Genomic DNA, 14,528 nt, shown 5'->3' with positions numbered 1-14,528 from the left:
CGGTTTCTGGGACCGGCCGCACATCCGCCAAGTCACCGGCCGGTCCCGGCCCTCAACTCCCCTTGGAGACTTCCCGTGCATGACTACATCGGCCCCCACCGGGCCCTGACCACTGACGATTTCCTCGAACTCGCCCTCGGTACGCCGCTTGACCTGTGGCTCGGCGAGGACGGCGAGACGCCCGACGAGCGGGCCGCGCGAGAGGCCGCGGCGCGGGACATCCTCGCCGACGACCCCGCCCTGTTCGACCGCACGACCGCGCTCGCGTCCGAGGTGATCGGCCGCACCATGCCGGAGCTCCTGCGCCTGACCCCGGCCCGCCCGGCGCGCCGGAGCGCGGCCCGTGGGGCGGTGGCGGCATGAGCGCCCGCACCGCGGCCGTCGCCCGATGGCGCCGGTTGCTGACCGTGCTGCCCGCTGTCGTGATGACGGCCGTGTCGATGGTCCTGACGTTGGCCGTGGTCGTGATGTGGCTGGGCACGGCGATGCCCTCGCCGGTCGCGCTGGTCGTCGGCCTCGGCCTGGACGGCGGCTGGCTTGCCACCTTGGCATACGAGCGGCGGCTTGCCGCGCAGGGCGACCACTCCCGCGGCGTGACCGCGGTCGGCTGGTGCTTCGGCGCCGTCGCGACCGCCGTCCTGGTCGCTCACGCGCTGCTCGCGGAGACCTCCGCGGGCGCGTGGCTGGCCGTCGCGTGGCTGCCCCTTGCGGCCAAGGCCCTGTGGCTGGTGCACGGGCTGTGGGAGCGCACCGCGCTCACTCCCGTCGCGCTCACCGCGATCCGCGGTATCCAGCAGGAAGCCCGCGACGCCGCCGCGGTCGCGCGGGCCCGGCTGCACGCGGACGCCACCACCGAGGAGACCCGGCTGCTGGCCGTGACGCACGCCGGGTCCCGCGTCGCCCGTGTCCAGGCCACCACCGCCGCCGCACTGTCTGAGGCGTGGGCGGTGCTGGAGAAGGCGCGCGCCGACGAGAGCGCCGCCGCCGCGCTGGCCAGCGTGACCGGCCGTGTCACGGCAGCCGACACGGCCCGCTGGGACCTGCCGGTATGGGGCCCGGTCGAGCCGGTCCCGGCCCTGGACGCACCCTCCCTGAGTGACGCCGACCTCGACCGGATCGTGGCCGACCTGCTGGCTGGCCAGACCCCGCCGCCGTCCTACCGCGAGGCCGCCGCCCGGTTCCGCGCCGCCGGACACACCGCCGCGGAGATGCGGCTGCGCGCGGCATGGAAACGCTGCACCACCGAGTCCGTCACCGGCTGACACCGGCCCCTGTCCGCACGCCATCAGCCCGGAGGTATCTCTCCCATGTCCGACCTGCCGAAAGCCACCGCCGACGCGGTCGAGGCCGCCCGCCAGGGCGAGCAGTTCGCGATGATCCTCGCCGCGATCCAGACCGCTCAGACCGTCCGGTCCCAGCAGCAGCCCGTTCCGCCCCCGGCCCCCGTCGCGGTGCAGCAGACCGGCACCGCGGGCAAGTGGCTCGCCATCGCCGCGGGCGGCTCCATGCTCATGATTACCGTCGCGTTCGCCGCGGTCGCTCTCGCGATTGCCTCCGCGTGCATCGCGCTCGTGGCCCTGGTCGTCTACGGCATCTACCGCGACATCAGGCGGCGGTAGCCCGCCGCGGCGCGGCGGGGTCGGTGGCCTCCATGGGCATGCACACCGCCTTCACCGCGACCGCAGGGCCCGTGACCGGCGCATGCGCCGACAGTGCGGGCGCCACGGCCATGATGGCCGCCGGAGCAGCCGGTTTCACCCCAGAGGGGATACATATCGCGCTCGCTGCGCCAACCGGTCCGAGAACCACCGCCGCCGCGGCCAGACTGACCGCCGCCGTCTTCATGCCTATCACTCAGCCACGCCCTTGCATCCATGATCGACTCTCTTGATCGCGGAGAGTACAGGCGTGCATACAGGCGCACCAAACTGACGTTCCATCAGGAGAATCCGTCACTCCGAATAGGGGCAACCATGATCCGCACCCACCCCGACGACCCCCCGCTGACCGGCGCGGAAGCCGCCAGAATCGCATGGCTGGTCGCCCGCATGACCAAGCGCGGCCTTGCCGGTGAGGAAGTAGACCAGTCCGACTTGCAGGCGGGAATCGACAGCATCCTCAAGGGCGCGCGCAGGCGCGAGGAACGCGAAGAGTGGAAGACCACCGCGCGCAGGCCCAAGTAGCTCCGCCCCGGACCGGCCGCACATCCGCCAAGACACCGGCCGGTCCGGGCCCCTACCGCTCCCGTGCAGAAACGGAGGACCACCAGCATGACCGAGATCATCGACCTTGACGAGCGGCGGGCCCGCGCCCGCACCCCGATACCCGACCTCACCAAGCACGACACGGCGACCGCCGCGCCCGAGGACGCCGTGCCCGACCCGCGCGAAGCGCTCGAAGGGGCCGTCATCCCCTCCGACATCCCCGGCAGGGGCAAGACCGACGCGGGCCGTGCCGGGGCGCGTCACGCGGTGCGCCTGCGGCGTGCCGTGGGTGTGACGCAGCACGTCATCACCCATGAACGCACCAGGACGGGCGCGCGCCTGATGGTCCGTCACAGCTCGTACGTGGCCGGGGGCGCCGGGGTGCTGGCGAAGCGGGCGTGGGACGGCCGGTCCGCCGCCCGCTACGAGCGGATGATGCGGATCGCGGAAGCCGCGGGCAACCGCGAGGACGCCATGGAATGGGAAGAGCGCGGGCGCGCTTTCCGTGCCGCCCGGCACCAGCGGCGTATGGACCTGCTGACCGCCCCTCAGCGCCTCGCCAAGGGAATGGCTGTGGGCACCGCCGCAACGGCCGGCGCGCTGCTGGGCCTGGGAGCGCTGCTCGCGGTCGCCGAGCACGACCCCGGCATGGTCATCGCGCCTGTGGTCTTCACCATCGACGTGGTCCGCTGGGCCGTCATCATCTGCGGCATCGTGTGGGGCCCTGCCCTGTGGCTCGCCCCGTGGGCGTGCTTCCTCGGCCTGTGGAACCTCGGCCGTCTGCGCGGCGCCGCGCCCCGCTGGGCGCTGCCCGCCCGCGAGCGCGGCGACGGAGAGCCGATTACCCCGTCCATCGTCGTGACCGCCCTGCGCGACCTGGGCATTGCCCCGCTGCGCAACTCCATCAAGGCCATGGAGGACAGCGGCGCCGCGATGCTCTCCCCGATCGTGCTCGCCGGATGCGGCGTCGAACTGGACATCACCCTGCCGTCCGGTTCCAGCACCGAGGAAGTCCTGGCCAGGCGCCGGAAGCTGGCGGAGAACCTGGGCCGCCACGAGCACGAGGTGCACCTGTCCGTGGCGCCCGCCGCCCGCACGGTCCGGGTGTGGATCGCGGACTCGGGTGCGCTGGACGAGCCGATCGGCCCGTCCCCGCTGGTCACCGACCCCGACACCTCTGCCGACTACGCCAAGGGCCGCGCCCCCTGGGGTGTCGACCTGCGCGGGGACGCCGCCCTGATCAGCCTGTACCAGCGGCACATGCTCATCACCGGTCTGTCGAACCAGGGCAAGACCGCCGCGATCCGCGCGCTGGCGCTGTGGCTGGCCCACGACCCGGCCGTTCGGTTCTGGATCGGCGACCTCAAGGGCCTCGGGGACTGGCGCATGTTCGACGGCATCGCCGAAGTCCTGATCGAGGGACCCACCGACGACCACGTCATCGACGTGACCGAGATGGTCGAGGCGGGCGTGGAGGAGATGAACCGGCGCCTGCTCGCCCCCGCAGGCACGCCGTTCCCGCCGCTGGTCATCATCGTGGACGAAGCCCAGGTCGCCTACGGCTCCGGCGCGATCGGACCGGACAAGCGCCCCTACGGCGGCTCCAAGGCCACGAGCAGGTACTTCCAGGCGGTCAAGAAGATCCACGACCAGGGCCGCGCGGTCCTGGTGACCATCTGGGAAGGCACACAGGACCCCACGAACGAGAACCTGCCCAAGCGGTCCCGCGAGGGCAACCACATCCGGTCGTCGCTGGTCCTCGGCACGGAGTCGCAGGCCAGGATGGCGCTCGGGGACAACGCCATCGACGCGGGCGCCGCCCCGCACAAGCTCCGCCAGGGCCTCGACAAGGGAACCGTCGTCGTCGCAGGCGACGGCGTCAAACTCGCCCCCGGACAGCCCGCGATCACGATCCGGACCCACTACATCGACGGCGACGAAGCCGCCGAACTCGCGGACCGCATCAAGGACCGGCGCGCCGGAGTCGACACCCGTACCGCCGCCGACAGCGGCGACGACAAGCCGGTCGATCACCTCGCCGACATCGGCGCCGTCCTCGGGGACGCCAAGCGGATGCGGACCGACGAAGTCCGCCAGCGCCTCGCCGAGCGCAACCCCCGCGAGTACCGGACGTGGACTCCGGCCGCCCTCACCCGCGTCCTGGACGACGTGGACGCCGCGCCGTACAAGTCCGGCGGTGTCATGGTCGTCAGCTCCAACCACGTCCGCGCCGCCCTGGATCGGCGCGCGACTGACGCCGAAGCCTACGCCGACCGTGACTGACAGTAAAGGGAGGCGGTGAGGGAGGCAGGGAGTTCTCCCTGCCCGCCTCCCTCACCCCGCCTCCCCGACCTGATCAGCGGAAAAACCATCACAGGGAGGCAGGGAGGCACGCCCCCGCAACCTGCGGAAACCCCCGAAAATACGGGCCACCGGGGACACCTCTGCCTCCCTCCCTTCACACGCAGTCACCATCGTTGATGGGAGTGCACCACCATGACCATTCCCGCCGCCGTGCCCGCCGGGCTACGGCTGGGATCGCTGTGCTCTGGCTATGGCGGCCTGGACATGGCCGTCCAGGCCGTCTTCGGCGGGTCGCTGGCCTGGGTCGCGGACAACGACCCCGGCGCGGCCCGCATCCTGGCCCACCACCACCCGCACGTGCCGAACCTCGGAGACCTCACCGCCGTGGACTGGACCGGCGTTGAGCCGGTCGATGTGGTGTGCGGCGGGTATCCGTGCCAGCCGTTTTCCAGCGCGGGCAAGAGGAAGGGAACCGCTGATGCCCGGCACATCTGGCCGCACTTCACCACCGCCCTTCGCGTTCTACGACCCCAACTCGGGATCTTTGAGAACGTCGCAGGGCACATTCGGTTGGGACTGGACGCCGTCCTCGCCGACCTTGCCGGAATCGGGTTCGATGCGGAGTGGACAACTCTGCGCGCGTCCGACGTCGGGGCCGCCCACCAGCGCAAACGGCTGTTCATCCTCGCCTGGCCTGCCGACCCCGGCGGCCCGCGACTGGCGCGGCGGCGGCCAGAAGGGGCAGCTCCCCACTGCGGTGACATCACTGCTGCCGACGCCCTCGACCTCGGAAGCAACCGGGACCGGGCACGCGGCCGACGGCGGGATGAACCTGCGCCACGTCGTTTCACTCCTGCCGACACCACGGGCATCTGCGCGGGAGAACCGGCAGACCAGGCGCACCCCGTCGCAGAACGCAGGGACGCACGGCCTGTGCCTGGCAGCCGAGGTGTGCGAGCTACTGCCGACACCGCGCGCCACGGACACCGGGACACCGGGACGCCGTGCGAGCGAGGGATTCCGGCCGCCACTCTCGCAGGTCGTCCTTCCTCTGCTGCCCACACCGCTGGTGGGCGACGCCAAGGGAGCCCGGCAGGCGACAGCACCGAACCCGCGCAGCAGTTCGCCGACCTTGACCGACCTGACGTTCAGCGGCCTGACTGGGGACGCTACGCCCCCGCCGTCGAACGGTGGGAGACGGTCACGGGCCGTGCCGCCCCCTGGCCAGTTGACGCTCTGGGACGGCTGAACCCGCCGCTGGTCGAGTGGCTGATGGGCCTGCCCGAGGGCCACGTCACCACCGTACCGGGCCTGTCCCGCACCGCCCAGCTCAAAGCCTTGGGCAACGGGGTAGTGCCCCGTCAGGCCGAAGCCGCCCTGCGTCACCTGGCCGACCGCGCCGGGCTGCTCCTCAACGAGCCCGCGCACGTACTGCGGGGGGCGGCATGAACACCCCGATCGTCGGCGCCGACCTGTTCACCGCCGTCATGGCCAAGGCCGGTTGGCGGTGCCACTGCACCGGGCAGTGCCGACAGAACCACCGCCGCACCGAGGACCGCTGCCCGAAGTGGCACGACGGCAACCGCGTCCGGCTCATCGCCGCACCCGCCGACCCGGCCACACCCGAACGCGCCGCCGCCACCCTGCCCGCCACCGCCCTGCGCGCCTGGTGCCCGCCCTGCTTCACCGCCGCCCAACGGGCCGCGACACGGGCTCAGTCCGCGACGGCGGCCAGCCAGGGCGGCCTGTTCGACCTCTGATCCGCAAACGTGCCTGCCCGGCGCCACGGCCCAGTTGCCGCCTACCCCGCCCAGGACGGCCGCCCACTCTCGCCAAAGAAGCGCGGCCGTCCCGGCACCCCAGCACCCCTCACTGGAGACACCAGCATGACCCGACTCAGCGCCCTTCAACGACCCCCGAGCGATCACCTGCGCACAGCCCTGCGTCTAGCCACAAATGGTCTGCCCGTACTGCCACTCCGGGCGGGCAAGGTGCCGTTCGGCAACTGCCCCGCGTGCAAGGGCAACGCGTGCGGCGGGCGGCCGACCATGAAGACCCCCGGCCCGTGCGCCTGCCCGCACCCCTGCCACGCGTGGGCCGCCGCGACCACTGACCCGAACGTCCTGACCTCGCCGACGTGGGCTGCGGTGTGGCGGGAGGCGGCAGCGGTCGCCTACCACCCCGGCGGCGCCGGGCTGACCGTGGTCGACCTCGACAACGCCGACGCCCTCACCTGGGCGCGGAAGACGCTGCCCGCTACCCGCACGGTGCCGACGACGCGGGGTGAGCACTGGCTCTACCGGGGCGCCATGCCGTCCGCGAACGCGGTCCGGCCGGGCGTGGACATCAAGTCCTCGATGGCCTACACCCGTTGGCTCGGTCCCGGCACCGGCACCCTCACCGGCCTGCCGGACGCCGTGCGCGCTCTGGCCGTGAAGAAGCCCGTTCCCGGCCCGCCGGTTGCCGTCACGACGCCCGCACCGGCCGGGGGCGCGGCGTGCCGCCACCGCACCCCGACGTACCTGGAACGCGGTATCACCATGGCGGAGCAGACCATCACCGCCGCAACCGGCGGCGTGCACACGACGGTCTACCGGACGTTCCTCGCCGTACTCTCCGCGCACGGGGGTTGCGGGTGCCTCACCGAGGTGCACATGGCGCGGCTGTTCGCCGCCGCTCAGACCAAGGGCGAATCGGTCCGGCACTGCACCGACGCGTGGACCAACGCCCGCGCCCGACTGGGGGTGTAGCGGTGTCCGAGGACGAGAAGACTCCCGGCCGCGAGATCATCACCGACTACGCGCAATCCCACTTCCGGTACTTCCGCACCGCCGAGGGGACCGTCTACGCGCAGAAGAACGGCCATCCTGTGGCCCGGCCGATCCGCTCCCAGGGAACGACCGGCAGCCACCGGCAGGAACTCATGGTCGGCCTGTATAGGGACGGGCGCGGCGTCTTCAACGGCACCGCCCTCAAGGAAGCCCTCGACCTGATCGAGGCGCTGGCGCTGACCGAGGACGTGCAGCCGGTGAACATCCGCGTCGCCCCCGGATACGACGGCGCCACCTGGCTGGACCTCGGCCGCGACGACGGACAGTCGGTCCGCATCCACCCCACCGGCTGGGACATCCTCACCCCCGACCCGCTTGAGGTGTGCTGGCGCCGCACCCAGCTCACCGGGGAACTCCCCCTGCCGGTCAAGGACACTGACGGCAAGGGAATCGATCTGCTGCTCAGGCTGTGCAACTTCGCCACCGCCGAGACCGAATGCCTGGCCATCGCGTGGCTGATCGGCTGCCTCGGACCGTCCGTTCCCGTGCCCGCGCCGTTCCTCACCGGGCCCCAAGGGGCGGGCAAGTCCACGGGCGGCCGGATGCTCATCCGGATTATCGAGGGCATGAGCGGGGACCTGCGCCGCGCGCCGAAGGATGAGGAGAACCTGATTGCCGCGGTGGCGGCTGGTTGGGTGACCGCGCTGGACAACCTGAGTCACATGACCCCGGACCTGTCCGATGCGATGTGCTGCATCGTGACCGGTGCCGAGAACGTCAAGCGGGCGCTGTTCACTGACGGGGACGTGTTCCGCGTCGGCTACCGCCGCCCGCTGCTGCTGACCGGCATTGACGTCGGGGTGATCCGCCCGGACCTGGCGGAGCGGCTGCTGCCGTTGCGGTTGGAGCGTCCCAAGGTGCGGCGCACGGAGGCGGAGTTGTGGGCGGAGTACGCGGAGGTTCTGCCGGTCGTTCTCGGGTCGCTGCTGGATCTCACGGTCAAGGTCCGTGCGGTCACGGCGGAGACTCCCACTGACCTGCGGATGGCGGACTTCGCCCACCTGTGCGCACAGCTCGACGCGGCAACCGGCCTCGGAGCGCTGAGCGCCTACCGGGCCAGTCTGGACGACCTCAACGACGACGTGATTGAGGGAGATCTCCTCGCGCAGACCGTCCTCCGCCATGCCGAGACCATCGCTCCGGGCGTGGCACAGCGGATGACCTCAACCGAGTGGCTGCACGCCCTCAGCCGCGTCTACGGCGGTGACGAACCGTGCTCCCTACCTAAAGGGTGGCCCACCACCGGGAAAGTCCTCTCAGACCGCCTCAAACGCCTTCAGCCCACCCTTGCCGCCCGTGGCGTCCTCCTTGACACCGGCCGCACCTATGAAGGCCGCTACCTCGAAATGACCCGGCCCGCCCCGCCGCCCCCGCCCGAGCAACAGCAGGCGTTCTGACCCGCCGCTGGGACAAGCAAGAAGAGCACCACGGGCCGGGGTGCTCCTCTTGTTGTTCGGGGGGCGCCCGCCCCCAAATCGCGCCGCGAAGCGGCTCCGCTTCGCATTCTGAGGCGCACCGCACTACAACACACCCTCTCTTTTGTCCTAAGAGGAAAACCCTGCGTCATGTGCGTCATGCGAGCCGAAGAACCTCCCCTGAGCTGCTGCAACGACCATGACGCAGACGGAAAATCCTGCGTCATCCTGCGTCATGTGCGTCATGCGATGACGCAGCCCATGACGCACGCATGACGCACACCCGAACCACTGCGTCATGCAAACCCCCAGTTCACAAGTCCGCATGACGCACATGACGCAATGACGCAGAAATCCGAACCTCGGACACACACGCACCCTGCCGTACGTCATCGCGAAGGAGTGCCATGCCTCGCCCCCAACTCAAGCTCCCCGAAGTGCTCGAAGAGATCCAGATGAGCCGCGCCGCCTTCTACCGGATGCGGGCACGCGGCAAGGCACCAAGGCTCATCAAGCTGCCGAACGGACAGATCCGGGTCCGGCGCTCCGACCTGGACGCCTGGCTTACCGAGTGCGAACAGCCCCCCGCCTGACCATCCCCCGCAACCACCAAGGGGCCCGCCTGACAGGCGGGCCCCTTTCCCATGGGAGAAACGTGCTCACCTACGACGTACGCATCTACTCAATCGAGACGCGCCCCGACCGCCCCAAGCCCTACCGGCTCCGCTGGCTGGTCGGCGCCCGGAAGCACTCCAAGAGCTACACCCTGAAAGCTCAGGCCGATGGACGCCGGTCGGAGTTGATGACGGCGCTGCGCAATCAGGAACAGTTCGATGACACGACGGGCCTGCCCGTGTCGGAGCTCCGCGCGAGGCACAGTGCCGTCTCTTGGTACGAGCACGCACGGGCCTACATCGACCACAAGTGGGCCGATGCCCCCGTCAAGAGCCGCAAGGGCTACGCCGACGCGCTGGCGACCATCACGCCCGCGCTCGTGACGAATGCCCCTGGAACTCCGGCTCCCGCACTGCTGCGCCGGGCTTTGTACAGTTGGGCGTTCAACCGGAATCGCTGGTCGGAGCAACCGCCCGGTGATGTCGCTACCGCGCTGCGCTGGATCGAGAAGAACTCCCTTCCGGTCTCCGCGCTCGAAGACGTGGCCACGCTCCGGCTGGCGCTGGACGCTCTCGGCAGGAAGATGGACGGCTCCCCCGCCGCAGCGAGCACCGCCCGCCGCAAGAAAGCCTGCCTGAGCGACGTGCTCGGCATGGCCGCCGAAGCCCGGTACTTCACGACACCAGCGAATCCCCTGAGCGCGGTGAAATGGCGCGCGCCGAAGACCACGGACACGGTCGATCCCGAGGCAGTGCCTCACCCCGGTCAGGTCGACGTGTTCTTGCGTGAAGTCCGTCGCCAGGGGCCCCGTGGCGAGAAGTTGGAGGCGTTCTTCGGCTGCCTGTACTTCGCGGCAATGCGGCCCGCTGAGGCCATGGCCGTACGCGCGGAACAGTGCCACCTACCAGAAAGCGGCTGGGGCACTCTCGTTCTGCGCGGCGGCATCGTGCGTGGCGGCCGGAGCTGGACCGACGACGGAAGCGCTCACGAGCGGCGCCACCTGAAGGCGCGGGCCACGCAGGACTCACGTCCGGTGCCCATTCCGCCGAAGTTCGTCGCGCTGCTCCGGCACCACATCGACACGTACGGCACGACCCCCGATGGCCGGCTGTTCCGAACCGAGCGCGGGGGGTTCTTGCAGGAGTCGGGTTACGGGGAGGTGTGGGCCCGCGCCCGGCACGCGGCGCTCGGAGAGGGGGCGGGAACCTCGCGGTTGGCGCGGCGGCCGTACGACCTGCGTCACGCGGGCGTCTCGCTGTGGCTCAGCTCCGGAGTGGAGCCGATCGAATGCGCGCGCAGGGCGGGGCACTCCGTTGCCGTCCTGTTCCGCGTGTACGCGAAGGTGCTGGCTCAGTCGCAGGACCGAGCGAATCAGAAGATCGACGCAGCCCTGCGCGACTGGGGCGGGAACTCTCCGTCCCTTGGGGGACACCTGGGGGACACGCGCTGATCAGGGCGTGAGAAACCCTGAGGCAGGGTGAGACAAAGCGCTACTTTTCGATCTTCGTTCGAATAGAGGATCGGGCCACGAAAAAACCCTCTCTGATCCAGCGTTTTCGCTGGTCAGAGAGGGTTCTCCCTAAGCGTGGCGGCACGTGGATTCGAACCACGGTAGGCATAGCCGACGGATTTACAGTCCGTTCCCATTGGCCACTCGGGCATACCGCCATGGGCTGAAGCCGCGGATCCGCTGGGTGCGGGGTGCCGTGGCGACGACGTAAACGATACCCGATCCGGAGGGGTGGTTCGCCACCGGATTGATCACCGCCTGCGCCTTGTGTCCGCGCGCACCGGACACCGCTCCTTCCCCGCGGAGATCCACACGACAGGCCCTAGTCTTTGGGGATGGTGGTCCGGGGATCGGGCCGCGGATGTGATGGAAGACAGACAAGCGATACCCAAGGAGCCCACTGAAGATGGCCGACTCCAGTTTCGACATCGTCTCGAAGGTCGAGCGGCAGGAGGTCGACAACGCCCTCAACCAGGCCGCCAAGGAGATCTCGCAGCGGTACGACTTCAAGAACGTCGGGGCCTCGATCGCCTGGTCGGGCGAGAAGATCCTGATGGAGGCGAACTCCGAGGAGCGCGTCAAGGCGATCCTGGACGTCTTCGAGACCAAGCTGGTCAAGCGGGGAATCTCGCTGAAGGCGCTGGACGCGGGCGAGCCGCAGCTCTCCGGCAAGGAGTACAAGATCTTCGCCTCGATCGAGGAAGGCATCTCCCAGGAGAACGCCAAGAAGGTCGCGAAGATCATCAGGGACGAGGGTCCCAAGGGCGTCAAGGCCCAGGTCCAGGGCGAGGAGCTGCGCGTCAGCTCCAAGAGCCGTGACGACCTCCAGTCCGTCCAGGCCCTGCTCAAGGGCAAGGACCTCGACTTCGCCCTCCAGTTCGTCAACTACCGCTGATTCCACGCCGGGAGGCCGCGGCCCACGTCGCGGCCCTCCCGCCGGTTTCCCCCGTGGACGCCGCATCCCTGTGGCCGCCCCCATCCCCGTGGACGCCGAATCCCTGCGGACGCCGAATCCCTGTGGCTCCCGCGCCCCCGGCGATAGGCTGCCTGGCCAAGACAGGCAACGGGGAACGGGGAAGTACCAGGCATGTCCGCCAAAGGAGATCTGACGATAAGTCTGATCGGGCTCAGCGACCTGGCGACGGGGCTGAGATCGGTCAAGACGCGGATGGACGACACCGGGCAGGTTGATCGCGCCCTCGGCAACGGGGAGTTGGGCTCGTCCAGGGCGCATGACGCGCTCGACGGTTTCATGCACGGCTGGAAGGACGGCCGTAAGGAGATCGACAGCGGTCTGGAGAGCGTCGCGAAGATGGCGCAGGCCGTCGTGGACGAGCTCACCAAGACCGACCAGGAGCTGAAGGACGCGCTGGCCAAGCACGAGGGCGGCGGTCAGCCGTGACCGTGTCCTCTTCCGCCCCCTCCGGCACGTCGCCGGTGCGCGGGGTGAACATCCTGGTGCCCAGCTCCTGGTACGAGTTCGACATCCATCCGGCCACGCGCGACGCGTCGATACGTGAGGTCGTACGCGAACGGGTGCGGGAACGGCCGGAGTTGGCCGACTCCAGGACGGCGCTCATCCGCACGCTGACCCGTACGGCCGACGAGGCGTGGCAGACCGGGGTGCTGTACTTCGGCGCGCTGGCCGACCTGAGCGACGAGGCACCGCTGACGGCGAGCGTCACGATCGCGGTCCTGGAAGCCGACGACCGGGCGGACGGCACGGCGGACGGCGATCGGCCCGGCGGCGGGGCAGGAGGGGCCGGTGGGGCCGGTGGGGCGGGCGGCAATCTGGCGGCGCTGGTGGCGGCGCTCAAGCCGGTCGCCGCGGGCCGCAGGCCGACCGACCCGTGGCGCCGGATCAAGCTGGTGGAGCTGCCGGACGCGGGTTCCGCCGCGCGCAGCGAGGGGATCGACGACATCGAGCTGCCGGACGACGACCGTACGGTCCGGATGGTGCTGATGCAGACCTTCGTACCGTTCCCCGGCGGCGACCCTCGGGTCGCGGTGATCAGCGGGGCGACCTCCCAACTGGCCCTCGCCGAGCCGATGCTGGAGCTGTTCGACGGCATCACCGAGACCTTCCGCTTCGTGTACGCCGACGACGACCCCTCCGCCGGGTCCGCCGAGAAGGTGAGCTGAGCCGTGACCCGACCCACCGACTGGCACAATCTCGACCTCGACAGCGACCCGACTCCCGGTGACGTCTACGAGATCAGGGCCGAGGGCAGGCGCTTCCAGACCTTCGCCGAGGACGTGGCGACCGTGCACTCGCTGCTCAGCAGCGCGGCCAAGGACCAGGCGCTCGCCGAGTGGAACGGCAAGGCCGCCGAGGCGTTCCGCGGCCAAATTGGCAAGCTGCCCGGGCAGTTGGGCAAGCTCCACGACTCCTACGGCGCGGCCGGCGACGCTTTGGTGACCTTCGCCGACTCGGTGGAGACCGAACAGTCCACCGCTGACGGCGCGTTGTCCCAGGCGCGCCTGTTGCGCAACGATCTGGCCGCCAAGCAGACCGAGTTGGCCCGCGCGCAGGTCGACGCGACCACGGCGGGCGACGCCAAGGCGAAGCTCGACGGCTCCAAGGGGTCAGCCGGAAGCGCCGGCGGGAACGTACCGCCGCCCGACCCGGACAAGGTCCGTCAGGCGGTCCGCAACGCCCAGCAGGCCGACGCCCACAAGAACCAGGTCGCGGGCCAGGTCTCCGGGATTCAGCAGCAGTTGGCCGAGCTGCGCAAGAAGGCGCAGGACGCCGGGACCAACCACGGCACGGCGGTGGACGTCCTCAAGAAGGACCTCGACCACGCCTCCGACGTCGGCATCCACAACAAGAAGTGGTACCAGAAGCTCGGGGACTTCCTGGTCAAGGCGTGGAGCGTCATCCTCCCGATCCTCAAGGTGATCGTCGCCATCGGCGGCATCCTGCTGCTGTTCATCGGCGGCCCGCTGGCCTGGATCGTGCTGGCCGCGGCCTTGCTGGTCTTCGCCGACACCTTGGTGAAATTCATTCAGGGCAAGGCGGGTTGGGGCGATCTGCTGTTCGCCGCGCTGGACTGCATCCCGGTGATGGGCAAGGTCAGCATGCTGGTCAAGGCGGGTGAGATCGGCAAGCTGAAGTGGGCGGTGAAGATCCTCCAGGCCGAGCGGAAGTACCAGAACGTCATCAAGGTGTGGAAGTACGGCGAAGACCTCAGCGGATTCCGCAAGGTCGCCTTCGGCTTCGCCAAGGGCCTGGGCAAGGACACCCTCAAGGACGCCATGAACGGCGGCTGGACGAACGTCAAGAAGAACTTCCTGGCCAACGTCGCGGGCAACACCATCGGCGCCGGGCTCTCCCCGCTGGTCGACAAGGGCTTCGCCAAGATCCCCCGGCTCTACTACAGCGGCCCGATCTCCGCGATGTCGGGCGCCGAACGCCGAGCCCTGGGCCACCTGTCGATGGACATGAACGGCCTGACGCAGCGCGGTAAGACGCTCATCGGCGCCACGAAGGGGCTGGTGACGTCAGTGACGAAGGAGACCGTCAAGAGCACGGTCTTCGGCAAGGACTTCACCATCGAGAACATCGGCTTCGGCACGCTCACCGGCTTCGGCAACTCGGGCGGCGGCTACCGCACCGGCCGGCACTGAGCGGGACGTTCACCCGAGCGGG

15 protein-coding genes and 1 tRNA gene are annotated in these 14,528 nt (G+C 70.0%); 15 read left to right on the top strand and 1 reads right to left on the bottom strand.

Annotation, left to right across the window (positions count from 1 at the left end):
• Positions 1–75: 75 nt before the first annotated feature.
• From ACIP4Z_RS18140 to ACIP4Z_RS18090, 11 genes are all read left to right on the top strand, one after another.
• Entirely contained in the window at positions 76–363 is a 288-nt protein-coding gene (locus tag ACIP4Z_RS18140) for a hypothetical protein (RefSeq protein WP_391042837.1), read from the top strand.
• Positions 360–1,262 carry a protein spdB gene (locus ACIP4Z_RS18135; RefSeq protein ID WP_391042836.1) on the top strand — a complete coding sequence of 301 codons (903 nt, stop codon included), beginning with the start codon at positions 360–362 and terminating at the stop codon, positions 1,260–1,262. Before ACIP4Z_RS18140 ends, ACIP4Z_RS18135 begins: the two co-directional genes overlap by 4 nt.
• Before the next feature lie 45 nt (positions 1,263–1,307).
• Positions 1,308–1,619: a hypothetical protein gene (locus ACIP4Z_RS18130; RefSeq protein WP_401309167.1), complete on the top strand. Its 312-nt coding sequence runs from the start codon at positions 1,308–1,310 to the stop codon at positions 1,617–1,619.
• A gap of 354 nt (positions 1,620–1,973) precedes the next feature.
• Positions 1,974–2,183, top strand: a complete 210-nt coding sequence (locus tag ACIP4Z_RS18125) for a DUF6257 family protein (protein WP_401309164.1) — start codon at positions 1,974–1,976, stop codon at positions 2,181–2,183.
• An 87-nt stretch (positions 2,184–2,270) separates the two neighbouring features.
• Positions 2,271–4,487, top strand: a complete 2,217-nt coding sequence (locus ACIP4Z_RS18120) for an ATP-binding protein (protein WP_401309161.1) — start codon at positions 2,271–2,273, stop codon at positions 4,485–4,487.
• Positions 4,488–4,700: 213 nt separating this feature from the next.
• Positions 4,701–5,957 carry a DNA cytosine methyltransferase gene (locus ACIP4Z_RS18115; RefSeq protein WP_401309158.1) on the top strand — a complete coding sequence of 419 codons (1,257 nt, stop codon included), beginning with the start codon at positions 4,701–4,703 and terminating at the stop codon, positions 5,955–5,957.
• Positions 5,954–6,268, top strand: coding sequence for a hypothetical protein (locus ACIP4Z_RS18110; RefSeq protein WP_401309155.1), 315 nt, complete (start codon positions 5,954–5,956; stop codon positions 6,266–6,268). Before ACIP4Z_RS18115 ends, ACIP4Z_RS18110 begins: the two co-directional genes overlap by 4 nt.
• A 126-nt stretch (positions 6,269–6,394) precedes the next feature.
• Entirely contained in the window at positions 6,395–7,258 is an 864-nt protein-coding gene (locus ACIP4Z_RS18105; protein WP_401309152.1) for a bifunctional DNA primase/polymerase, read from the top strand.
• A gap of 2 nt (positions 7,259–7,260) precedes the next feature.
• Positions 7,261–8,736: an ATP-binding protein gene (locus ACIP4Z_RS18100; protein WP_401309150.1), complete on the top strand. Its 1,476-nt coding sequence runs from the start codon at positions 7,261–7,263 to the stop codon at positions 8,734–8,736.
• Positions 8,737–9,161: 425 nt separating this feature from the next.
• Positions 9,162–9,347 carry a helix-turn-helix transcriptional regulator gene (locus ACIP4Z_RS18095; RefSeq protein ID WP_401309147.1) on the top strand — a complete coding sequence of 62 codons (186 nt, stop codon included), beginning with the start codon at positions 9,162–9,164 and terminating at the stop codon, positions 9,345–9,347.
• 62 nt (positions 9,348–9,409) lie between these two features.
• Positions 9,410–10,819 (top strand): tyrosine-type recombinase/integrase, encoded by a 1,410-nt coding sequence (locus tag ACIP4Z_RS18090; protein ID WP_401309144.1) that lies wholly within the window; start codon positions 9,410–9,412, stop codon positions 10,817–10,819.
• 136 nt (positions 10,820–10,955) lie between these two features.
• Here ACIP4Z_RS18090 and ACIP4Z_RS18085 read toward each other — a convergent pair.
• Positions 10,956–11,037: transfer RNA gene (locus tag ACIP4Z_RS18085), tRNA-Tyr, on the bottom strand.
• A gap of 248 nt (positions 11,038–11,285) precedes the next feature.
• Between ACIP4Z_RS18085 and ACIP4Z_RS18080 the strand changes: the two genes are divergently transcribed.
• The 4 genes from ACIP4Z_RS18080 (at position 11,286) to ACIP4Z_RS18065 (ending at position 14,506) form a co-directional block, all read left to right on the top strand.
• Positions 11,286–11,774: a YajQ family cyclic di-GMP-binding protein gene (locus ACIP4Z_RS18080; protein ID WP_188284013.1), complete on the top strand. Its 489-nt coding sequence runs from the start codon at positions 11,286–11,288 to the stop codon at positions 11,772–11,774.
• Between the two features lie 192 nt (positions 11,775–11,966).
• Positions 11,967–12,281: a hypothetical protein gene (locus ACIP4Z_RS18075; RefSeq protein ID WP_355340301.1), complete on the top strand. Its 315-nt coding sequence runs from the start codon at positions 11,967–11,969 to the stop codon at positions 12,279–12,281.
• Entirely contained in the window at positions 12,278–13,021 is a 744-nt protein-coding gene (locus ACIP4Z_RS18070; protein ID WP_401309140.1) for a hypothetical protein, read from the top strand. Before ACIP4Z_RS18075 ends, ACIP4Z_RS18070 begins: the two co-directional genes overlap by 4 nt.
• Before the next feature lie 3 nt (positions 13,022–13,024).
• Positions 13,025–14,506 (top strand): WXG100 family type VII secretion target, encoded by a 1,482-nt coding sequence (locus tag ACIP4Z_RS18065; RefSeq protein ID WP_355340307.1) that lies wholly within the window; start codon positions 13,025–13,027, stop codon positions 14,504–14,506.
• Positions 14,507–14,528 lie beyond the last annotated feature (22 nt).

It is taken from the genome of Streptomyces sp. NPDC088910 (assembly GCF_044749865.1).
Classification (GTDB): Bacteria; Actinomycetota; Actinomycetes; order Streptomycetales; family Streptomycetaceae; genus Actinacidiphila.
Note: the sequence above shows the minus strand (reverse complement) of the source record. Positions and strands in the feature narration are given on the sequence as shown.